Here is a 21,908-nt window from a genome sequence, read left to right on the forward strand (position 1 = left end):
GCACGTAAAGGGGAGGCGCGAACATGGCCGGGAGAGTCCGGGACAGGGACCGTGACCGGTTCTCCACCGCGACCCGGCTGCGTCTGCTCGGCGAGCAGACCGCCGAGCGCGTCTACCGCTCCCAGACCAGACGCCAGGCCCGCCGCTCCCGCCTCACCGGCCGCGCGGCACTCCTGGCTCTCGTCCTGTGCACCCTGGTCGTCGCACTCGCCTACCCCATAAGGCAGTACGTCTCCCAGCGCGGGGAGATCGCCGACCTCCAGCGCCGGCAGCAGGAGGCCCAGAGCAGGGTCGACAGGTTGCGCGACGAGAAGGCACGCTGGCAGGACGACTCGTACGCCGAGCAGCGGATCCGCGACCGGCTCCACCTCGTGATGCCGGGCGAGACCGGCTACATCGCGCGCGACCCCGACGCGGCGAAGCGCACCCGCTCCGAAGGCGGCGCGGAGGGCCGGCCCTGGTACTCGAACGTCTGGGACGGCGTCGACAAGGCCGACCGCCCCGCCGGCTGACCCGCCCTCACCGAAGCCCGAAGCCCCGAAGTCCCGAACCCCGAATCCGCAGTACCCCCACCGAAGTTCACTGAAGGAAAGCCCCCAGGCATGGACACGCCCCCGCCCCAGACCGAGCCGACCACGCCCACGGACGCCGACATCCAGGCGTTCAAGGAGCAGCTCGGCCGCCCGCCGCGCGGCCTGCGGGCCATCGCGCACCGCTGCCCGTGCGGCAACCCGGACGTGGTCGAGACGGCCCCGCGCCTCGAGGACGGCACGCCCTTCCCGACGACGTACTACCTCACGTGCCCGCGCGCCGCGTCCGCCATCGGCACGCTGGAGGCGAACGGCGTCATGAAGGAGATGACGGAGCGCCTTCAGACGGATCCCGAACTCGCGGACGCGTACCGCAAGGCGCACGAGGACTACATCGCGCGCCGCGACGCCATCGAGGTTCTCGAGGGCTTCCCGAGCGCGGGCGGCATGCCGGACCGGGTGAAGTGCCTGCACGTCCTGGTCGGCCACTCCCTGGCCGCGGGCCCGGGCGTGAACCCGCTCGGCGACGAGGCCATCGCGATGCTGCCCGAGTGGTGGGCGAAGGGCCCCTGCGTGTCGGCCGCGCCCGAGGAGGGCGAGTGACCAGGGTCGCCGCCGTCGACTGCGGCACGAACTCGATCCGGCTGCTCGTCGCCGACGCCGACCCCGCCACGGGTGAACTCGTCGAACTGGACCGCCGCATGACGATCGTGCGGCTCGGGCAGGGCGTGGACCGCACGGGACGCCTCGCGCCCGAGGCGCTGGAGCGCACCTTCGCGGCCTGCCGCGAGTACGCCGAGGTCATCGAGGCGCACGGCGCCGAGAAGATCCGGTTCGTGGCCACGTCCGCGTCCCGTGACGCCGAGAACCGGGACGACTTCGTGCGCGGGGTCATGGACATCCTGGGCGTCGAGCCCGAGGTCATCACCGGTGACCAGGAGGCCGAGTTCTCCTTCACCGGCGCGACGAAGGAGCTGACGGGCCGGGCCGACCTCGACAAGCCCTACCTGGTCGTGGACATCGGCGGCGGCTCGACGGAGTTCGTCGTCGGCGAGGACACGGTCCTGGCCGCGCGCTCCGTCGACATCGGCTGCGTCCGTATGACGGAGCGCCACCTCATGGGGGAGGACGGCCAGGTCACCGACCCGCCGTCGCCCGCGCAGATCGAGGCGATCCGCGAGGACATCGTCGAGGCCCTCGACCTGGTGACGCAGACCGTCCCGCTGACCGCGGCCCGCACGCTCGTGGGTCTCGCCGGTTCCGTGACGACGGTCGCCGCGCTCGCGCTCGGCCTGACCGAGTACGACTCGGTGGCCATCCACCACTCCCGCATCTCCTACGAGCGTGTCGCCGAGCTCACGGACTGGCTGGTGACGTCCACCCACGACCAGCGCTCCCTGAACCCGGTCATCCACCCGGGCCGCGTCGACGTCATCGCCTCCGGGGCGCTGGTGCTGCGCCTGATCATGGAGTGGATCGGCGCCAAGGAGGTCGTGGTGAGCGAGCACGACATCCTCGACGGCATCGCCTGGTCGATCGCCTAGCCCGCCCCCGGCCCGTTCCAGGCTTTTCCCGACCCCTTCCATCGCCCTTTGCGGCCCCCTTCCCGGCCCCCCTTCCGACCTGCCGGTACCTCCCGTGGGCGACTCCCCTGAGCGCTCAGGACGTCGTCTGAGCGCGGTCGAGGAGGGGGGCGACACGCGCCGGCGACACCCCGTCGGGAAAGTTCGTGAAGTTCTTCACAAGGAATTCGGCCTCATGGGGCGAGGTTCCGGGCCAGATGGCCCGCAGGAGGGGGTCTTTGGGCTCCGTCGGCTGCCGGGCGGGACGTTCCACGCTTGTTACGGACTGATGAACCGGATGAGTGGTCCACCTCCGCCGGACGCCCGGAGCGGCAGCTCAAGGGGGGTGCGCAACGACCGGCGATATACCGTGGTTCCCCGCCGGGGCCATGACCTCGGTCACGTGGGCCGCGGAGTGTAGCAGAGGCCCCACCCGTGCTTGTGAAGGGGCGCACGAGCGACCCCCTCCGGACGGGTGGATACTCGATGGCATGAGCACCACGGAGCGTCCCAGGATCCTCGTAGTAGGCGGTGGGTACGTAGGCCTGTACGCAGCACGACGCATTCTCAAGAAGATGCGTTATGCGGAAGCGACCGTCACGGTCGTGGACCCGCGCTCGTACATGACTTACCAGCCCTTCCTCCCCGAAACCGCCGCCGGCAGCATCTCGCCGCGCAACGTCGTCGTCCCGCTGCGACGCGCTGTGCCCGGAGCCGAGATTCTCACCGGCCGGGTCACCACCATCGACCAGGACCGCAAGGTCGCCACGGTCGCCCCGCTCGTCGGCGAGGCGTACGAGGTTCCCTTCGACTACCTGGTGATCGCGCTCGGCGCGGTCTCCCGCACCTTCCCGACGCCGGGCCTCGCCGAGGTCGGCATCGGTATGAAGGGTGTCGAGGAGGCCATCGGCCTGCGCAACCACGTGCTCGAGCAGCTCGACAAGGCCGAGTCCACGAACGACGAGGAGATCCGCCGCAAGGCGCTCACCTTCGTGTTCGTCGGCGGTGGCTTCGCGGGCGCCGAGACGATCGGTGAGGTCGAGGACCTGGCGCGCGACGCGGCCAAGTTCTACAAGAACGTGAAGCGCGAGGACATGCGCTTCGTGCTCGTCGACGCCGCCGACAAGGTGCTGCCCGAGGTCGGGCCCGAGCTCGGCACGTACGGCAGGAAGCACCTGGAGTCCCGCGGTATCGAGGTCTACCTGAAGACCACGATGCCGTCCTGCGTCGACGGTCATGTCGTGCTCAGCAACGGCCTCGAGGTCGACTCCAACACCGTCGTGTGGACCGCCGGTGTCAAGCCGAACCCGGCCCTCGCGCGCTTCGGTCTCCCGCTCGGCCCCCGCGGCCACGTGGACACCCAGACCACCCTCCAGGTGCAGGGCAGCGACTACATCTGGGCCGCGGGCGACAACGCCCAGGTCCCGGACCTCGTCGGCCGCGACGCGGGCAACCCGAACGCCTGGTGCCCGCCGAACGCCCAGCACGCCATGCGCCAGGCCAAGGTTCTCGGCGACAACGTGGTCTCCGGCATGCGGGGCTTCCCGCAGAAGGACTACAAGCACGCCAACAAGGGTGCTGTCGCGGGTCTGGGCCTGCACAAGGGCGTCGCGATGATCGTCATGGGCAAGATGAAGATCAAGCTCAAGGGCCGTCTCGCCTGGTACATGCACCGTGGCTACCACGGGCTCGCCATGCCGACCTGGAACCGCAAGATCCGTGTGATCGCCGAGTGGACGATCAACATGTTCCAGAAGCGCGACATCACCGCGCTCGGCGCCCTGGAGACTCCGCGCGAGGAGTTCTACGAGGCCGCCAAGCCGGCGCCGGCCCCGGCCGCCGCCGAGGCTCCGAAGGTCGAGGAGAAGGCCAAGGCCTCCTGACCCCGGTCCAGTAACACCCCTGAAGGGGCGCTCGCCATCCGTGGTGCGAGCGCCCCTTCGGCGTTCCCGGATCCGCCCGGCCGGCGCTCCGGTCCGCCGATGTGCGTGGCCGCTACATGTATTTTGCCGATCCGTAACGCAGTAACGGGACTGCGAGAGCGCTCCGTTGGTGTTTACGTGGTGTTGGACGATTCCGGGATCGTCTCCCATTACGGAGGTGTGCGCCATGCAGGACGCCGCACAGCGGCTGAAGAACCTCGCCGAACAGCTACTCGGAGTACCGCTTCCCGTAAGGCTTCGCGCCTGGGACGGTTCGGAGGCCGGGCCGCCCGCCGGACCCACCCTCGTCGTACGCAACCGCCGCGCCCTGCGCCGCCTGTTGTGGAAGCCGGGAGAACTCGGCCTGGCCCGCGCCTGGGTGGCCGGTGACCTGGACGTGGAGGGCGATCTGTACGACGCCCTCGGCCGGATGGCCGGGCTCATCTGGGAGCGCCCCGAGGAGGACGGCAGGAGCCTCGTCGAGGCACTGAGGGAGCCCAGGGTCAGGGCCGCCGTCGCCGAGCTGGTCAAGCTTGCCGGGCCCTTCCTGCCGCCGGCCCCTCCCGGTGAGGAGATGCGCAGACGCGGCCGCCTCCATCTGCACACCAAGAACAGCGACCGACGGGCCATCAGCCACCACTACGACGTCGGCAACGACTTCTACGAACTGGTCCTCGGCCCCTCGATGGTCTACTCGTGCGCGTACTGGGACTCGCCGGACGGCACCCTCGAGGACGCCCAGCGCGACAAGCTCGAACTCGTCTCCCGCAAGCTCGGCCTGGCGCCCGGCCAGCGCCTGCTCGACGTCGGCTGCGGCTGGGGCTCCATGGCCATCCACGCCGCCCGCGAGCACGGCGTCCGCGTCGTCGGCGTGACGCTCTCGCAGGAGCAGGCCGCGTACGCCCGTAAACGGGTCGCCGAGGAGGGGCTCACCGATCGGGTGGAGATCCGGGTCCAGGACTACCGCGACGTGCGCGACGGCCCCTTCGACGCGATCTCGTCCATCGGCATGGCCGAACACGTCGGCTCCGAGCGGTACCTGGAGTACGCCGAGGCGCTCTACGCCCTTCTCAAGCCGGGCGGCAGGCTCCTCAACCACCAGATCGGCCGGCGCCCCCAGAAGGACGAGTCGACCTACGAGGTCGACGAGTTCATCGACGCGTACGTCTTCCCGGACGGGGAGCTCGCGCCGGTCGGCACGACCACCGGGCTCCTGGAGCTGGCCGGCTTCGAGGTCAGGGACCTGGAGGCGATCCGGGAGCACTACGCGCTCACGCTGCGCCGCTGGGTGGCCAACCTGGAGGCGGGCTGGCCCGCGGCCGTGAAGTTCACGAGCCCCGGCCGGGCCCGCATCTGGCGCCTCTACATGGCCGCGTGCGCGCTGAGCTTCGAGCGCAACAAGATCGGCGTGAACCAGATCCTCGCCGTGAAGACACCCCTGTCGGGCGACCCGGGTATGCCCCTGCGGGCGCGTACCTGGAACTGACGGCCCGGACAGGCGGACGGGGCGCACCGGCACTCGGCCGGTGCGCCCCATCCGCCTTCTCGCTACTCCGACTTGATGGCCGCGAGCATGTTCAGCCGGGCCGCGCGGCGGGCCGGCCACAGGGCCGCCAGGATGCCCACGAGAGCGGCCAGCGCGAGGAAGATCCCGATCCGGCCCCAGGGCAGGACCAGCTCGTACGTCGTCAGGGTCGTCGCCATCAGCTTGCCGGCCGCCCAGCCGAAGAACACGCCGAGGCCGACGCCGAGCACACCGCCGAACAGCGAGATCACCAGGGACTCCAGACGCACCATGCGCTTGATGCCCTTGCGGTCGAGGCCGATCGCGCGCAGCATGCCGATCTCCTGCGAGCGCTCGAACACCGACATGGCCAGGGTGTTGATGACACCGAGGACGGCGACGACGACCGCCATGGCGAGCAGGCCGTAGAGCATGTTCAGCATCAGCGTGAACATCTTCGAGATCGCGTTGGAGATGTCCTGCTTGTCCTGGACGAGGATCGCCGGGTTGTCGCCGAGCGCCTTCTCGATGCGGTCCTTCGCGGCGGCGGACGTGCCGCCGTCGGTCCTCACCATGACCTGCATGTCGGACGGGTCCGTGACGTGCGGGGTCAGGACGGCGGAGTCCAGCATGATGCCGCGCATCATGTCGTTGCCCTCGTAGACCCCGGCGACGGTCAGCTGCTGCTTCTTGCCGTCCTCGAAGTTCGTGGTGAACGTCGAGCCGGTGCGCCAGCCGTGGTCCTTCGCGGTCTTGTCGTCCACGACGACGTCACGGCCGCCGATCCGGAAGGTGCCGCTGTCGACCTTGAGGTCGGTCAGCGAGCCGATGGTCGCGCCGTTGACGCCGGTCAGGAACTCGGTCTGCCCGTCGATGCGCGAGGGCGAGTTGCTCAGGCCGCTGGTGGCGGTGACGCCGTCGACCTCGGCGAGCTTGCCGGCGACCTCGGGGGACAGGGAGTTCATGTTCGCCATGGAGACGACGTAGTCGGCCTTGAGGGCGGACGACGCCATCTTGTCGATGGCCTGCTGGGCGCTGCCCGCGATGACCGTCATGCCGGTGATCAGCGTGAGGCCGATCATCAGGGCGGAGGCGGTCGCGGCGGTGCGGCGCGGGTTGCGGACGGCGTTCTGGCGGGCCAGCTTGCCGGAGATCCCGAAGACGCGCAGGACCGGCCCCGCGGCCGCGATCAGCGGGCGGGACAGCAGCGGGGTGAGGACGAAGACGCCGATCACGAGGAGGCCCGCGCCGAGGCCCAGGGGGGCCTGCGCCGAGGTGCCGTCGCTCATCGTCGTCGCGTACAGGGAGGAGGCGATGCCGGCCGCCGCGAACAGCGCGCCGATCGTGTTCCGTACGACGAGCGAGCGGGTGGTCGCCGTGGCGTGCACGCTGCTCATCGCCGCGACCGGCGGGATCTTCGCGGCGCGGCGGCCGGGCAGCCACGCGGCCAGCATCGTGATGACGACGCCGACGACGAGGGACGTGACGACCGTGCCGGGCGAGACCACGAGCGGCCCGTCGGGGATCTGCGCGTCGGTCGCGCCCATCAGGGAGCGCATCCCGGCGCCGATGCCGATGCCCGCCGCCAGACCGGTGACGGCCGCGACCGCGCCGACCACGAACGCCTCCGCGAGGACGGAGCGCGTGACCTGCCTGCGCGAGGCGCCGACGGCCCGCATGAGCGCGAGTTCCTTGGTGCGCTGGGCGACGAGCATCGTGAACGTGTTGGCGATGATGAAGACGCCGACGAAGAGCGCGATACCGGCGAACACCAGCAGGCTCGACTTCATCGAGCTCATGCTGGACGAGATCTGCTCGGCCTGGTCGTCGGCGAGCTTCTTGCCGGTCGTGGTCTCGGCCTGCCCCTTCGGCAGGGCCTTGTCGAGCGCGCTCTGCAGGGCGGCCTGGCCGGTGCCCGCCGCGGCCTTGACGTCGATCTCGTCGTACGAGCCCTGCTTGTGCAGGAGCTGCTGTGCGGTCGCCGTGTCGAACAGGGCGAGGCTGCCGCCGGCCGCCACGTTGCCGTCCTCGGTGGTGAAGATGCCGGTGACGGTGGGCGTCAGGACGGGTCCGTCGATGGACATCCGTACGGTGTCGCCGACCTTGTAGCCCGCGCGCTTCGCGGTCTGCGAGTCGAGCGCGACCTCGCCCTTGCCGCTGGGCGCCTTGCCGCTCGTGAGCGGGTAGCGCGGGTCGTGGTCGCCCCAGTAGTTGGCGCCCTGGGTGGAGAAGCCGTTGCCGACGAGCTTGCCGTCCTTGTCGGCGACGGCCGCGAAGCCGCTGACGACGCCGACGGCGGAGGCGGCGCCGGGTGTCTTCGCGGCCCGGTCGAGGGTGGCCTGCGTGAGCTTCGGGTCCTTGGCGAGCCGGTCGCCCTTCGACTCGGCGGCCTTGGGCGTGACGGCGACGTCGACCTGGTCGAAGCCCTTGGCGGAGCTCTTCTGGAAGGCGTCGGAGATGGTGTTGGTGAAGACCAGGGTGCCGGAGACGAAGGCGACGCCGAGCATGACGGCGAGCACGGTCATCAGGAGCCTGGCCTTGTGCGCGAACACATTGCGCAAGGCGGTACGGAACATGGGGTTTCTCAGTCCAGGAGTACGGCGACGAGGCGTCGGGGCGGCAGGGCGGCGGCTGTGCGGGCGGGCGTCAGCTGGTGCGGCCCTTGGCGTCGAACTGCTTCATGCGGTCCAGGACCGAGTCGGCCGTGGGGGCGTACACCTCGTCGACGACACGGCCGTCGGCGAGGAAGATCACGCGGTCCGCGTAGGCGGCGGCGACCGGGTCGTGGGTGACCATGACGACGGTCTGGCCCAGCTCGCGCACGGAGTTGCGCAGGAAGCCGAGGACCTCGGCGCCGGAGCGCGAGTCCAGGTTTCCGGTCGGCTCGTCACCGAAGATGATCTCGGGCCGGGAGGCGAGGGCGCGGGCGACGGCCACGCGCTGCTGCTGGCCGCCGGAGAGTTCGGAGGGCCGGTGGCCGAGCCGGTCGGACAGGCCGACCATCGCGATCACGTTCTCCAGCCACTGCTTGTCCGGCTTGCGGCCCGCGATGTCCATGGGGAGCGTGATGTTCTCCAGGGCCGTCAGGGTGGGCAGCAGGTTGAACGCCTGGAAGATGAAGCCGATCTTGTCCCGGCGCAGCTTGGTGAGCTGCTTGTCCTTGAGGGACCCGAGCTCGGTGTCGCCGATGCGCACGGAGCCCGACGAGAAGTTGTCGAGGCCGGCGACGCAGTGCATCAGGGTCGACTTGCCGGACCCGGACGGGCCCATGATCGCGGTGAACTCGGCCTGCCGGAAGTCGACGGAGACCCGGTCGAGCGCGACCACCTGGGTCTCGCCCTGTCCGTAGACCTTGGACAGATCCGTGGCGCGCGCGGCCACTGCGGTGGCCTTGCCGGCGATGGGGGTGGTGGTCACGGAAGGGGGCTCCTGTCGGACGACGGACGGGGACGGGGTCCCGTTGGAGGGACCTCTCCATCGTCGTGGCCGTCTCGGGCCGTGGAGTCAGCCGCTGTTCCGGTTCCTGGGGGCGACTTCGGGGGGACCGGGGCCGCTCGGGTCATACCTGGGGATGACCCGCGCCCCTGAGAGCGAAGATCACCGCGGCAGGTGAAATCCCGTCAATCCACGGTGACGGGGGCGAGGGCACCGAGGGACGTGGAAGGGCCTGCGGCATGTGCGGATGGCGGCTACCGTGGTCTGATGCACCCTCAGACGTCAATAAAATAAGACAACATCGAGCGGGCGTTCCGCTGTTCGGGGGATCTGTCCCGATAGGCTCAGAACCTCGTTGCGGAGCCCACGGCCTGCCCGGATGGTGGAATGCAGACACGGCGAGCTTAAACCTCGCTGCCCCTTCGCGGGCGTACCGGTTCAAGTCCGGTTCCGGGCACCTCCCACTTTTCCTCCTCGCTCCCGACCGAGTCGCTTCTGAGCCGCTCCCTGTCGCCGCGTGCCGATCGCATCCGATCGCCGCGGCGTTTTTTCGTGCCCCGAGGAGTCCCGGAACCGTTTTCTCCGCCCGGGACCGTTGACAGCGGTTCGAGCCGGGCGGAGACTCCGCTGAGCACATTATGAACGAAAGTTCACCACGCGAACAAGGCTGAACGAAAAAGAAGGTACCCATGCGCACCACCGTCGGCATCATCGGAGCGGGCCCCGCCGGGCTGCTCCTCGCCCGGCTCCTGCACAACGCCGGAATCGACTCCGTCGTCCTGGAGAGCCGCGACCGCGCGTACGTCGAGCGGCGCCAGCGCGCCGGGATCCTGGAGCAGGGCACCGTCGACGTACTGCGTGAGGCGGGCGCGGCGGAGCGCATGGACCGCGAGGGCCTCCCGCACGACGGCATCGAGCTGCGCTTCGACAGGCGCCGCCACCGCGTCGACTTCCCCGCCCTGACGGGCGGCAGGTCGGTCATGGTCTACGCCCAGACCGAGGTGTGCAAGGACCTCATCGCCCTCCAGGTCGCCGAGGGAGGCCCGCTGCTCTTCGAGGCGGAGGCGCTGGCCGTCGAGGGCGCCGAGACCGAGAGCCCGCGCGTCCGCTTCCGCCACGAGGGCCGCGAGGACGTCCTCGACTGCGACTACGTCGTCGCCTGCGACGGCTCGTGGGGCGTGGGCCGCAAGGCCGTACCCGCCGACGTCTCCCGGGTCTTCGAGCGCACGTACCCCTTCGGCTGGCTCGGCATCCTCGCCGATGTGGCCCCGTCCCACGACGAGTTGGTCTACGCCCGCCACGACCGCGGCTTCGCCCTCCTGTCCATGCGCTCGCCGTCCGTCACCCGCGCCTACCTCCAGGTCCCCGACGGCACGGACGCGGGCGACTGGAGCGACGAGGAGATCTGGGACGAACTCGACCGCCGCCTGGAGACCGCCGACGGCTGGAAGCTGGAGCGCGGCCCCATCACGTCCAAGTCCGTCACCCCGATGAGGAGTTACGTCCACGAGCCGATGCGCCACGGACGGCTCTTCCTCGCCGGGGACGCCGCCCACATCGTCCCGCCGACCGGCGCCAAGGGCCTCAACCTCGCCGTCGGCGATGTCGTCACCTTCGCCCGCGCCCTGGCACACCGTCACAAGACCGGCTCCGCCGAGCTCCTGGACGCCTATTCACCGGCCTGCCTGCGCCGCGTCTGGCAGGCCGAGCGGTTCTCGTACGCGATGACCACGATGCTGCACCGCGCCCCCGACGCGACGCCCTTCGACGACCGCGTCCAGCGCGCCCACCTCGACCGGATCACGGCCTCGCGCGCCGCCGAGACCGACCTCGCCGAGGGCTACACGGGCTTCCCCCTCGACTGAGCCCCGTCCCCCGACCGCCGCAACCCCGTCCCCGCGTACCCACGACGAAGTGAGTGCTCATGTCCCCCGACACCTCCCACGGCACCGCCATACCCTCCCCGCCCCGCACCTTCAGGGCCGTCGCCCCCGTCATCGCCCTGTGCTGGCTCGTCGTCTTCTTCGACGGCATGGACGTCAACATCTACGGCGCCGTCATGCCGCACCTCCTCGACGACAAGGGCTTCGGTTTCACCGCCTCCACCGCCGGCACGATCGGCTCCTGGACCACGTTCGGCATGCTGATCGGCGCGCTCGGCTGCGGCACACTCACCGACTGGCTCGGCCGTAAGCCCATGGTCACCGGCTCCGTCGCCCTCTTCTCCGCCGGCTCCGCCGTGTGCGCGCTCGCCCCGAGCGCCGCCGTCTTCGGCGGGGGCCGCTTCCTCGCCGGGCTCGGCCTCGGCGGCCTGATGCCGATCGGGCTCGCGATCGTCGCCGAGTTCGCCCCGCCCCGCAGGGCCGCCCTCGCCACCGGCCTGATGATGACCTCGTACCACGCGGGCGGCATGGCCGCGACGGGCCTCGGCCTCGCGCTCGGCCCCGACCACGGCTGGCGCGTCGTCTTCTGGACGGGCGTCATCCCGGCCGTCATCGCCGTGCCCCTCGTCCTGAAGTGGCTGCCCGAATCCCCTGCCGTCCTGTTCGCCAAGGGGCGTACCGCCGACGCGAGTGCCGTCGCCGCCCGCTACGGGCTGCCCGAGCCGACCCGCGCCGAGGCCCCCGCAGCCGGCGCCAAGGGCCGCTTCTCCGCCGTCGCCTCGCTCTTCGCACCCGGTACCCGGGCCGCGACCCCGCTCCTGTGGGTCGCCTCCTTTGCCGGCCTGCTCCTCGTCTATGGCGTCTCCACCTGGCTGCCCGAGCTGATGCGCGCTTCCGGCTACTCGCTCTCCTCGTCCGTCACCTTCCTCATGGTGATCAACGCGGGCGGCATCGTCGGCATGCTCGTCGCGGGCCGCGCCGCCGACCGGTTCGGCGCGGTCAGGGTGTCCGCGCTCTGGTTCGTCCTGACCGCCTGCGGTGCCTTCCTGCTCCGCGCCCACCTGCCGCTCGGCGTCGCGTACGCCCTGGTCTTCGTCACCGGCGTCTGGCTGTTCTCCGCCCAGGTCATGGTCTACGCGGCCGCCCCGTCCGTGTACACGCCCGGCCAGCGCGCCACCGGCCTCGGCTGGATCACCGGCGTGGGCCGCACCGGAGCCGTCGTCGGCCCCTGGCTGGGCGGCGCGGTCGTCGCCGGAGGCAACGCGAGCCTCGGTTTCACCACCTTCGCCGCGGCCGCGGTCCTCGGCGCCGTCGCCATCTCCCTGGTGCCACTCGTTCGGCGGAACACCGGGCACGCCCCGGACGTTGCGGGTAACAGGATGGGAAAGATCCTCCCTGAGCACTAGGCTGGGGTCTTTGCCTGCCTATTACCCTTGAGCCAAGGCCGCGCAGGGTGGCTATGGAGGAGTGAGATGAGGAGCAGTAACCCGGTCTTCTCGCGACGGGGGTTCAGCCGCGACAACGGCTACGCGGGCTTCAACGCGCAGCCGCAGGCCGGGGGACCCGCAGTCGGCACACAGGGCGCCCCCTACGCCGGCAACAACCCGTACGCGCAGAACCCCTACGCCCAGCAGGACCTGCAGTACGGCGCTCCGCCGCAGGCCCCGGCCACCACCGGCCGTATGACGATGGACGACGTCGTCATGCGCACCGCCACCACCCTCGGCGTCCTCGTCCTGACGGCCGCGCTCGCCTGGGCGCTGCTGCCGGTCGACACCGCGAACATCAACAAGTCGTACGGCATCGCGATCGGCGCAGGCCTCGTCGCGATGGTGCTGGGCTTCGTCCAGGCGTTCAAGCGCAAGGCGTCGCCGCCGCTCATCCTGGCGTACGCGGCGCTCGAGGGTGTCTTCCTCGGCGTCCTGTCCAGCATCGTCGACAACTACATCGCGAGCGGTGCGGCCATGCAGGCCGTGCTCGGCACGATGGCGGTCTTCGTGGCCGTCCTCGTCGCGTACAAGGCCGGCTGGATCCGCGTCAACCGCCGCTTCTACGGCTTCGTGATGGCCGCGGCCATGGGCTTCATCCTGCTCATGGCGGTGAACCTGCTGTTCGCCGTCTTCGGCGGCGGTGACGGCCTCGGCTTCCGCAGCGGCGGCCTGGGCATCGTCTTCGGCATCATCGGCGTGCTGCTCGGCGCGTGCTTCCTGGCGCTCGACTTCAAGCAGGTCGAGGACGGCATCGCGTACGGCGCTCCGCGCGAGGAGGCATGGCTCGCCGCCTTCGGCCTCACGATGACGCTCGTGTGGATCTACCTCGAGTTCCTGCGCCTCATCGCGATCCTGCAGGGCAACGACTGATCACCCGGTCAGACCTGAAAGGGCCCGCGCACCCTCGGTGTGCGGGCCCTTTTTCTTTTTCATGGGTGCGGCTGTCGTGGGGACGGATGGGTCGGGGGTGGAGCGCTCAGCCGAGGCGGCGGGCGGCCCGCCGCAGGTCGTACTCGTGGATGATCGCCTTGGCGTGGCCGTAGGCGAGGTCGTGCTCCCCGCGCAGCCAGCTGACCTTGTCATCGAAGCGGAGGAAGCAGGGGCCTTCCTCGACGGTGCGCAGCCAGTCGGAGATCTCACGACCGGTGCAGTGGGGGATGCGAGCCAACAGATTCTGGTGGGTCTCCTGCGAGAACACTTGGGACATCGGCGCCTCCGGACGCATTGCGATGTAGCCGGTCCTTCAGGCCACCGTGCCTGAGCGTTCGGTTGTTGGCAACAGTCGAGGGAAGGCGCATAGGGTCGCGGCATGCTCGATACGACGCCGTTGACGGACGCAGTGGACCGATTCGCCGACCGGCTGCGCGCCGCGCCGCAGAGCAGGCTCCAGCGGGGGGCCGCCGCCGAGGCGCTCGCCCTCGCCAGGGAACTGTCCGCATGGGCGCAGCGCCTGGAGGACCCGGAGGGGCCCGTTCGGGAGATGCCGGACGCCGGGATGTTCGCCGGGGCCGACCAGATCACCGTCGCCGCACGCGACCTGTCCGTCGTCCTTCAGAATCCCACCCAGCTGGGTGAGGCGCTCACGCTCGTCGAGGAGGCACAAAAACGCGCCGGGGTGTGAGCCGACCCGGCGCGTTCTTCGATGTGTGGGGGCGAAACCCGAGCGGGTGCGCTCAGACGGAGGCTATGACCCGGTCGGCCAGGATGTAGACGTTGTCGCGGCCGCAGGCGAACGTGAGCGCGTACGCGCCCGAGACTCCCGAGCCGCCCAGCAGCACCGGGGACTCGCCCTCGCGCAACGCCGCGGCCAGCTGCTCCGCGGTCTCGCGGTGGCCGGGGGTCATGCAGAGCGTGGTGCCGTCCACGAAGACGTACACGTCGAGCGTGCCCAGCGGGCCCGGGCGCACATCGGCGAGGGCGGTGCGGGCGTCGGCCAGCTCCTCCAGACACGTCACCGTCCGCTCGTGGTCGCTGCTTCCGCCCGAGACGGGCGACTGCACCGGCACGAAGTCGGGGTGCGAGGGGTGACGGCGACGGGCGGCCGCGAGCTCCGCGGACTCCCCGGAGAACTCGTCGGCGCCCGCGTCGGCCGGCTCCACCACGGGCTCGAGGCCCGCCGCGAGACCCGGCTCCAGGCCCGCGAAGTCGGCCTGGCGCGGCATGAACAGATCGTCACCGAGGCCCAGCGCGCCACCGAGCACGGTCGGCGCGTCGGAGGCGTCCCGGGCCTCCTGCGCGGCCCAGAAGGCACGCGCCTCGGCGAGCTCGCGCTCCCGCTCCTCCGCGAGTGCGTCGGCGACGGCCGCGCGTATCTCCTCCGTGTCGGGCGTGGTGCGCGCGGCGGGCACGCCACGACCGGCGCCGACGGCGCGGTCATGGGCGAGCTCGTCCCGCAGTTCGGTGATCTGCCTGCGCAGTCCGTGGACGGTGTGCAGGGCAGCGGCGCCCACGGCCGTGGCGGCGGCCGTGGTGATGAGCAGAGCAAGAGGCATGGCGCTCACTGACGTACTCCCGGTTTCAAGTCGACCCCCGACTTCCTACATCAGCTTGAAGCCTGGACCATCCCGCTGTCAGTGCATTACGTCACGAAATGGACAGGTATTTGGCTGGGTGTTTAGGGGTGTTATGCCCTGGGAACCCTGCTGACCTGCAAAAACCGTCTCCCCCAGGAGATACGTCACATCCTGGGGGAGATTGGATCACGATTCAGCAGAGGAGCAACCCGGCCCCGTGGGCCGCGGGCTCAGCTGAGGCGCTCGATGACCATCGCCATGCCCTGGCCACCGCCGACGCACATGGTCTCCAGACCGAACTGCTTGTCGTGGAACTGGAGGCTGTTGATCAGGGTGCCGGTGATACGGGCGCCCGTCATGCCGAAGGGGTGACCCACGGCGATCGCGCCACCGTTGATGTTCAGCTTGTCCTCGTCGATGCCGAGGTCACGCGCGGAGGGGATGACCTGCGCGGCGAACGCCTCGTTGATCTCGACCAGGTCGATGTCGCCGATGCCGAGGCCGGCGCGCTGCAGCGCCTGCTTCGACGCCTCGACCGGGCCGAGGCCCATGATCTCGGGGGACAGGCCCGAGACGCCGGTGGAGACGATGCGGGCGAGCGGCGTCAGGCCGAGCTCGCGGGCCTTCGTGTCGGACATGATCACGAGGGCCGCGGCGCCGTCGTTGAGCGGGCAGCAGTTGGCGGCGGTGACCAGGCCGTCGGGGCGGAAGACCGGCTTCAGGCCCGAGACGCCCTCCACGGTGACGCCCGCGCGCGGGCCGTCGTCCTGCGAGACGACCGTGCCGTCAGGGGTGGTGACCGGGGTGATCTCCCGCTCCCAGAAGCCGTTCTTGATGGCCTGCTCGGCCAGGTTCTGCGAACGCACACCGAACGCGTCCATGTCCGCGCGCGTGACGCCCTTCGTCCGCGCCAGGTTCTCGGCGGTCTGGCCCATCGCGATGTACGCGTCCGGGACGAGGCCGTCCTCGCGCGGGTCGTGCCAGGAGGCGCCCTCGGACTCGGCGACGGCGGCCGTACGGGCCTCCGCGTCGGCGAACAGCGGGTTGTGCGTGTCGGGCAGCGAGTCCGAGTTGCCCTTCACGAAGCGCGACACCATCTCGACACCGGCCGAGATGAAGACGTCACCCTCGCCGGCCTTGATGGCGTGCAGCGCCATGCGGCTGGTCTGCAGCGACGAGGAGCAGTAGCGGGTGACCGTACATCCCGGCAGGTGGTCCATGCCCATCTGCACGGCCACGATGCGGCCCAGGTTGTTGCCCTGCTCGCCGCCGGGCAGACCGCAGCCGAGCATCAGGTCGTCGATGTCCCGCGGGTCGAGCTCGGGGACCTTGGCCAGCGCGGCCTGGACGATCGTGGCGGTCAGATCGTCCGGGCGCAGGTCCTTGAGGGACCCCTTGAAGGCGCGGCCGATGGGAGAGCGGGCGGTCGAGACGATCACGGCTTCGGGCATCACGGCTCCAAGAGGTCTACGCGTATGAGCTATTCGCCTACCAGCTGGGAAGTTACCTGTACGTACTGTCTGGGTCACCGGTGTGCGCGTGTGACTCCCGCCGCATTTTTCTAAGCGCTTGCTCAGGGAGATTTCGGGGTAGCGGGATTGCGGCCCGGGGGCGTGGTCCAGGACACCGTGCTCCGCCCCGGACCCCGCTCCTCACTCGCCGAAGCACCCTCCGGACGTCCGTACCCGCTAGATGTTGAGCGGCGTCGGGTCCTGCGTCGCCACCCGCCGGCGCCTGCGGCGCTTCAGCAGAGCCCAGGGACCCCTCGGACCCGTCGGCATCGCCGGCGTCACCTCCGTGCCGCCCTCCTCCGCCGCCTGGGCCGCCGCCCTGGCCACCGGCAGGAAGCCCTCGCGCCGCGACACGTCCGGACGCTCCTCCTCCGGCCACAGGCCCAGTGACGCGCACAGCGTCGGCAGCACCGCCATCGCCGCCGTCGCATAGCCCTCGGCCGACGGGTGGTAGTTGTCGGGACCGAACAGCTCCCGCGGATTGGCCAGGAACTCCGGGCCGAGCAGATCACCCAGCGACACCGTGCGCCCGCCCTGCTCCACCGTGCCGATCGTCTGCGCCGCCGCCAGCTGCCGCGAGGCCCGCCGGGCCAGATACCGCAGCGGCTGGTTCACCGGCTCGATCGTGCCCAGATCAGGGCACGTCCCCACCACCACCTCCGCCCCCGCCGTACGCAGCCTGCGCACCGCCGCCGACAGATGACGCACCGACCGGGTCGCCGGCATCCGGTGCGTCACGTCGTTGGCGCCGATCATCACGACGCACACGTCCGGCACCCAGTCCGGATCCGAGAGGATCTCCGCGACCTGACGGTCCAGGTCGTCCGACATGGCGCCGGGCAGCGCCACGTTGCGCAGCTCCACCGGACGCTCGGCCACCGCCGCGAGACCCGAGGCGAGCAGCGCGCCTGGGGTCTGCCGGGCCCGGTGCACGCCCTGCCCCGCCGCCGTCGAGTCACCCAGCATCGCGAACCGCAGCGGCTCGCTCTCCGCCACCTCGGTGGCCGGACGTTCGGCGAACACCCTCCCGTACAGACCGTTCGCGGACGGGACCTGCACCCCCCTGCCGTGGTTGCCCACCTGCCGCTTCGCCAGCTGGACCTCTGCGATCAACAGACCGACCGCGGCGGCACCTACCAGACCGATACCGCCGCCGCCGTACGCCGCGCCCGCGGCGATCCGCCGTGCCACCCTCGCCCTCGACATGCGTCGCAGCCACCTGCCTCTGCGTAGTCCTTTTCAGCCGTACATCCAGTCATTGCCCCGTAAGTACGGTCGGCCAATCGCAACAGGCGATGAAGGGGCGGCACTCGGCTTACGCTGACCGCACATCACATCGCGGATCCCTCACAGATCCATCGCAGCCCGGAGACAACGGTGCAATTCCACGACTCGATGATCAGCCTCGTCGGCAACACCCCGCTCGTCAGGCTCAACAGCGTGACCGAAGGCATTCAGGCGACCGTCCTGGCCAAGGTCGAGTACTTCAACCCCGGCGGCTCGGTGAAGGACCGCATCGCCCTGCGCATGATCGAGGCGGCGGAGGAGAGCGGCGCCCTCAAGCCCGGCGGCACGATCGTGGAGCCGACCAGCGGCAACACGGGCGTCGGCCTGGCCATCGTGGCGCAGCAGAAGGGGTACAAGTGCATCTTCGTGTGCCCCGACAAGGTCTCCACGGACAAGATCAACGTGATGCGGGCGTACGGCGCGGAGGTCGTCGTCTGCCCGACGGCCGTGGACCCGGAGCACCCGGACTCGTACTACAACGTCTCCGACCGGCTGGTGCGTGAGACGCCCGGCGCCTGGAAGCCGGACCAGTACTCCAACCCCAACAACCCCCTCTCGCACTATCACTCCACCGGCCCCGAGCTGTGGGAGCAGACGGAGGGCGAGATCACGCACTTCGTGGCGGGCGTCGGCACGGGCGGCACGATCTCCGGGACCGGCCGCTATCTGAAGGACGTGAGCGAGGGCCGCGTGCAGGTCATCGGCGCCGACCCGGAGGGCTCGGTGTACTCCGGCGGCTCCGGGCGCCCGTACCTCGTGGAGGGCGTGGGCGAGGACTTCTGGCCGACGGCGTACGACCGCACGGTCGCGGACGAGATCGTCGCGGTCTCCGACAAGGACTCCTTCCAGATGACCCGCCGCCTCGCCAAGGAGGAGGGCCTCCTCGTGGGCGGCTCCTGCGGCATGGCAGTCGTGGCGGCCCTGCGCGTGGCCGAACGCCTCGGCCCGGACGACGTGGTGGTGGTCCTCCTCCCGGACAGCGGCCGCGGCTACCTCAGCAAGATCTTCAACGACGAGTGGATGGCCGACTACGGCTTCCTCGCCGACACGGGCACGAGCGCGCGCGTGGGCGACGTGCTCCAGGACAAGGAGGGCGGCGCGCTGCCGTCACTCGTCCACATGCACCCGGAGGAGACCGTCGGCGAGGCCATCGAGGTGCTGCGCGAGTACGGCGTCTCGCAGATGCCCATCGTGAAGCCGGGAGCCGGACACCCGGACGTGATGGCGGCCGAGGTCATCGGCTCCGTCGTCGAACGGGAGCTGCTCGACGCCCTGTTCACGCAGCGCGCCTCGCTCGGCGACCCGCTGGAGAAGCACATGTCGGCCCCGCTGCCGCAGGTCGGCTCGGGTGAGCCGGTGGAGGACCTGATGTCCGTGCTCGGCTCCGCGGACGCGGCGATCGTCCTGGTGGAGGGCAAGCCCAAGGGTGTGGTGAGCCGCCAGGACCTGTTGGCCTTCCTCGCGAAGAGCGGTGGGAAGTAGGGCGGAGCGGGTTCGTGCAATCGGTACGAGCGCGACACGTGCGCGCAGCACCCGCTTAACACGGGTCCGGCACATTGGTGGGTGTCGGCAGGGGTGGGAGCGGCTCCCCGCTCAGGCCGGCACTGTAGCGGCGTCAAGGACCTCCGGAGCGGCTCCCGGACCTCCATGGACGCCTGCGGACGCGGTGCCCCGGTCCTGACCCGGTTCCGTGTCCTTCGCGGGGACCGCCGTCGTCCCGCCCCCCGTTCACGGGGGTGCGGCGGTCCCCGCGCCACACTTCTTCTATTCGACGAACAGGCCCCGCTCCGCGGCGCGTACGTCGAATTCCTCCAGGCGGGCCTGCGCCTCGGGCAGGTTGTCGCACATCGCTTCCAGGAGCACGCGGCCGAGCAGCATAGGTGAGCACGCCGTGTCGAAGGCGAGGCCCTCGCCGACCGCGGCGGGCAGCAGCAGGTCCGAGTGCTTGGCGACGGGGGCGAAGGCCGAGTCGGCGACGGTGACCACGGTGAGGCCTGCCGACTTGGCGTAGGCGAGCGCGTCGACGACTTCCTTGGGATGGCGGGGCAGCGCGAAGCAGAGGAGGGCGGTGGCTCCGGCGCGGACGGCGGCGTCCACGCGGTCGGCGAGCATCGTGCCGCCCTCGTCGAGGAGCCGTACGTCGGGGTGGACCTTCGCCGCGAAGTACGAGAAGCCGTAGGCCTGGGAGGCGGCGGCGCGCAGGCCGAGGACGAGGAGCGGGCGGGAGGCGGCGAGGAGGCGGCCCGCGCGTTCGACGGGGGCCGGGTCGGCGAGGAGCTGCGCGAGGTGGCGCAGGTTCTCGATCTCGGCCTCGACGGCCTGCTGGTACTCGTTGGCCGAGGCGGGCGTCGTGGGTTCGGCGGGGGCGACCTCGCGCAGGTGTCTGCGCAGGGCGGGGTAGCCGTCGAAGCCCAGTGCCACGGCGAAGCGGGTGACGGAGGGCTGGCTGACCCCGGCGAGTTCGGCGAGTTCCACGGAGGAGAGGAACGGGACGTCGGCGGCGCGGCGCACCATGCAGTGCGCGATGCGACGCTGAGTGGGCGTCAGGCGGTGAACCTCGAAGAGCTGTTGCAGTCGTGCGGCTGGGCTGTCGTTCATTCCGTCCCCCCAGGGCGGTCTGATCCGGCTGTGGCCGGTCCGTCTGTTCCGTCGGCGATGCGGGTGAAGCTGTCCAGGAGTCCCGCCGCGGCCCGGGTGACATCTTCCGTCAGGGGGCGGTCGGTGGCATCGGGGTCGAGGACCGAATCCGCGAGGGCGAAGGCGCGGCCGACCGGGAGTTCGCGGTCGGGGTGCATGTCGCGCTGGCGCAACGCCCTTACCGCCGCGACGAGTTCACAGCCCACGACGAGACGGTAGGCGTCGCAGACGCGCAGGGTCTGGCGGGCGGCGAGGGACGCGAAGCTGGCCTGTTCCTCGACGCCGCGGGAGAGGACCGCGTGGCCGAGCGATGCGGGGGCGGCGAAGGCGCGCAGGTCTCCGAGGGCCGCCCCGGCCGCGTATTCGAGGATCATCACGCCCGACGAGGCGGCTTCGCCGTCGGCGAGGAAGGGGCGCAGGCGGGTGTAGGAGGGTTCGTTGAGGGTGGACAGGCGCGAGGTGGAGAGCCGGGCGACCTGGGCGATGGCGAGCCTGAAGTGGTCCAGCGCCAGGGCGAGTTGGGCCATGTAGAAGCCGCCGTGATGGTAGGCGGCCATGTCCTGGGGGGAGATGAGGGGGTTCTCGGCGGCGGCGTTGATCTCGACGGTGAGTACGTCTTCGAGGGCGTCGGCGGCGTCCTGGGCCGGGCCGTGGATCTGCGGGACGCAGCGGAAGCCGTACGGGTCCTGGATGCGGCCGAGGGGCGGGGTGGGGCGTTCGGGGGCGCCGAGGATGGTGCGCATGCGTGCGGCGACGTCGTACGAGCCGCGGTGGTGGCGGGCCTCGTGGACGGGCAGGGCGTACGCCTCGTAGGAGCCGTCGACGGCCAGCAGGGAGAGCGCGGCGACGAGCTGGGTGGCGGAGATCAGGTCGCGCAGTTCGTGGAGGGCCAGGGCGGACTGGCCGAGGGTGAGGGCGTTGCTGCTGATCAGGGCGAGGGCGTCGTTGTTGTCGAGGGGCTGGGCCTCGGGGGCGCCGTCGCCGCGCCAGGGGTGTTCGCCGGCGAGGGCGAGGCCCATCTGGGCGAGGGCTGCGATGTCGCCGGTGCCGACGGAGCCGAATTCGTTGACGGCCGGGTAGGCGCCGGTCTCCAGGGCTTCGCACAGGGCCGTGACGACGGTGGGGCGTAGTCCCGCGCCGCCGGCGAGGAGCTGGTTGGCGCGGACGGCGAGCATGGCGCGGACCTGGCGTGCGGGGAGCTCTTCGCCGATGGCGCCGGCGTGGCTGCGCAGCAGGCGCAGGCCGTGGTCGGCGGCGGCCTCGGTGGGCACGTCCTCGTTCCGGTTCGCGCCGACGCCGGTGGAGCGGCCGTAGACGCGGCCCCAGGCGGCGATCTCGCGGGCGGCGTTCCAGGACTCCTCGACGCGTTTCATGGCGTCGGTGCCGGGGACGGGCCTGGCGGCGGAATCGGCCAGGCGGACGACGTCGGGCACGGGCAGACCGTGTCCGTCGAGCACGACGACGGGCGTGGGACGCTGGGTGGCCGTCATTCGGGGCTTACCCGCGGTGTCCGCGATGTGAGACGACATGGTGCGCCAAACCCTCCTCAAACGGACGTTTTGTCTCGTTCCTCGGCCTCGTTAACCAGCGATTTACCTGGCGATGTGTGCCGGGGCATTGACAACTTATTCAGA

The 21,908-nt window shown here is 70.7% G+C and carries 18 protein-coding genes and 1 tRNA gene; 11 read left to right on the top strand and 8 right to left on the bottom strand.

Annotation, left to right across the window (positions count from 1 at the left end; translation table 11 throughout):
* The first annotated feature begins 23 nt into the window (after positions 1-23).
* From OHO83_RS26640 to OHO83_RS26660, 5 genes are all read left to right on the top strand, one after another.
* Positions 24-512, top strand: coding sequence for an FtsB family cell division protein (locus OHO83_RS26640; RefSeq protein ID WP_266671322.1), 489 nt, complete (start codon positions 24-26; stop codon positions 510-512).
* A 90-nt stretch (positions 513-602) separates the two neighbouring features.
* Entirely contained in the window at positions 603-1,133 is a 531-nt protein-coding gene (locus OHO83_RS26645) for a DUF501 domain-containing protein (RefSeq protein ID WP_266671320.1), read from the top strand.
* Positions 1,130-2,074: a Ppx/GppA phosphatase family protein gene (locus OHO83_RS26650; RefSeq protein WP_266671318.1), complete on the top strand. Its 945-nt coding sequence runs from the start codon at positions 1,130-1,132 to the stop codon at positions 2,072-2,074. Before OHO83_RS26645 ends, OHO83_RS26650 begins: the two co-directional genes overlap by 4 nt.
* Positions 2,075-2,583: 509 nt before the next feature.
* The gene (locus tag OHO83_RS26655) at positions 2,584-3,975 is read left to right on the top strand and encodes an NAD(P)/FAD-dependent oxidoreductase (protein WP_266671316.1); all 1,392 of its coding nucleotides are present in this window, start codon (positions 2,584-2,586) and stop codon (positions 3,973-3,975) included.
* Between the two features lie 226 nt (positions 3,976-4,201).
* Positions 4,202-5,500 (top strand): SAM-dependent methyltransferase, encoded by a 1,299-nt coding sequence (locus OHO83_RS26660; RefSeq protein WP_266671314.1) that lies wholly within the window; start codon positions 4,202-4,204, stop codon positions 5,498-5,500.
* A gap of 62 nt (positions 5,501-5,562) precedes the next feature.
* Here OHO83_RS26660 and OHO83_RS26665 read toward each other — a convergent pair whose 3' ends face one another.
* The gene (locus OHO83_RS26665; protein WP_330279801.1) at positions 5,563-8,094 is read right to left on the bottom strand and encodes an ABC transporter permease; all 2,532 of its coding nucleotides are present in this window, start codon (positions 8,092-8,094) and stop codon (positions 5,563-5,565) included.
* A gap of 70 nt (positions 8,095-8,164) precedes the next feature.
* Positions 8,165-8,935, bottom strand: coding sequence for an ABC transporter ATP-binding protein (locus OHO83_RS26670; protein WP_266671310.1), 771 nt, complete (start codon positions 8,933-8,935; stop codon positions 8,165-8,167).
* 391 nt (positions 8,936-9,326) lie between these two features.
* Between OHO83_RS26670 and OHO83_RS26675 the strand changes: the two genes are divergently transcribed.
* The 4 genes from OHO83_RS26675 to OHO83_RS26690 all read left to right on the top strand — a co-directional run bounded on the left by OHO83_RS26675 (position 9,327) and on the right by OHO83_RS26690 (position 13,196).
* Positions 9,327-9,410 (top strand) — tRNA-Leu (locus tag OHO83_RS26675).
* A 232-nt stretch (positions 9,411-9,642) separates the two neighbouring features.
* Positions 9,643-10,818, top strand: coding sequence for a 4-hydroxybenzoate 3-monooxygenase (locus OHO83_RS26680; RefSeq protein ID WP_330279802.1), 1,176 nt, complete (start codon positions 9,643-9,645; stop codon positions 10,816-10,818).
* 59 nt (positions 10,819-10,877) lie between these two features.
* A complete protein-coding gene (locus tag OHO83_RS26685) occupies positions 10,878-12,242 on the top strand; it encodes an MFS transporter (protein ID WP_330279803.1) in 1,365 nt (454 codons plus the stop codon).
* Between the two features lie 66 nt (positions 12,243-12,308).
* Positions 12,309-13,196 (top strand): Bax inhibitor-1/YccA family protein, encoded by an 888-nt coding sequence (locus OHO83_RS26690; protein WP_266671304.1) that lies wholly within the window; start codon positions 12,309-12,311, stop codon positions 13,194-13,196.
* Positions 13,197-13,302: 106 nt separating this feature from the next.
* Here OHO83_RS26690 and OHO83_RS26695 read toward each other — a convergent pair whose 3' ends face one another.
* Positions 13,303-13,533 (bottom strand): DUF4287 domain-containing protein, encoded by a 231-nt coding sequence (locus tag OHO83_RS26695; protein WP_266671302.1) that lies wholly within the window; start codon positions 13,531-13,533, stop codon positions 13,303-13,305.
* A gap of 102 nt (positions 13,534-13,635) precedes the next feature.
* Here OHO83_RS26695 and OHO83_RS26700 point away from each other — a divergent pair, with 102 nt between their 5' ends.
* On the top strand, positions 13,636-13,947 hold the full coding sequence (locus OHO83_RS26700; RefSeq protein WP_266563390.1) for a hypothetical protein: 312 nt from the start codon (positions 13,636-13,638) through the stop codon (positions 13,945-13,947).
* 52 nt (positions 13,948-13,999) lie between these two features.
* Here OHO83_RS26700 and OHO83_RS26705 read toward each other — a convergent pair whose 3' ends face one another.
* The 3 genes from OHO83_RS26705 to OHO83_RS26715 all read right to left on the bottom strand — a co-directional run bounded on the left by OHO83_RS26705 (position 14,000) and on the right by OHO83_RS26715 (position 17,556).
* The gene (locus OHO83_RS26705; RefSeq protein WP_266676410.1) at positions 14,000-14,818 is read right to left on the bottom strand and encodes a hypothetical protein; all 819 of its coding nucleotides are present in this window, start codon (positions 14,816-14,818) and stop codon (positions 14,000-14,002) included.
* A gap of 251 nt (positions 14,819-15,069) precedes the next feature.
* Complete coding sequence (locus tag OHO83_RS26710) at positions 15,070-16,290, bottom strand: acetyl-CoA C-acetyltransferase (protein WP_266671300.1); 1,221 nt, start codon at positions 16,288-16,290, stop codon at positions 15,070-15,072.
* Between the two features lie 237 nt (positions 16,291-16,527).
* The gene (locus OHO83_RS26715) at positions 16,528-17,556 is read right to left on the bottom strand and encodes an SGNH/GDSL hydrolase family protein (RefSeq protein WP_329434875.1); all 1,029 of its coding nucleotides are present in this window, start codon (positions 17,554-17,556) and stop codon (positions 16,528-16,530) included.
* Between the two features lie 171 nt (positions 17,557-17,727).
* Here OHO83_RS26715 and OHO83_RS26720 point away from each other — a divergent pair, with 171 nt between their 5' ends.
* Positions 17,728-19,119, top strand: a complete 1,392-nt coding sequence (locus OHO83_RS26720) for a cystathionine beta-synthase (RefSeq protein ID WP_266671296.1) — start codon at positions 17,728-17,730, stop codon at positions 19,117-19,119.
* Positions 19,120-19,401: 282 nt separating this feature from the next.
* On the opposite strand, the gene OHO83_RS26725 is transcribed toward OHO83_RS26720, so the two are convergent.
* Both OHO83_RS26725 and OHO83_RS26730 read right to left on the bottom strand, forming a co-directional pair.
* Positions 19,402-20,235 carry a MurR/RpiR family transcriptional regulator gene (locus tag OHO83_RS26725; protein WP_266671294.1) on the bottom strand — a complete coding sequence of 278 codons (834 nt, stop codon included), beginning with the start codon at positions 20,233-20,235 and terminating at the stop codon, positions 19,402-19,404.
* Positions 20,232-21,803 (bottom strand): aromatic amino acid ammonia-lyase, encoded by a 1,572-nt coding sequence (locus OHO83_RS26730; RefSeq protein ID WP_443066062.1) that lies wholly within the window; start codon positions 21,801-21,803, stop codon positions 20,232-20,234. The genes OHO83_RS26725 and OHO83_RS26730 overlap by 4 nt, the downstream gene beginning before the upstream one ends.
* Between the last annotated feature and the right edge of the window lie 105 nt (positions 21,804-21,908).

The organism is Streptomyces sp. NBC_00569 (assembly GCF_036345255.1).
In the GTDB taxonomy this organism is placed as follows: Bacteria; Actinomycetota; Actinomycetes; order Streptomycetales; family Streptomycetaceae; genus Streptomyces.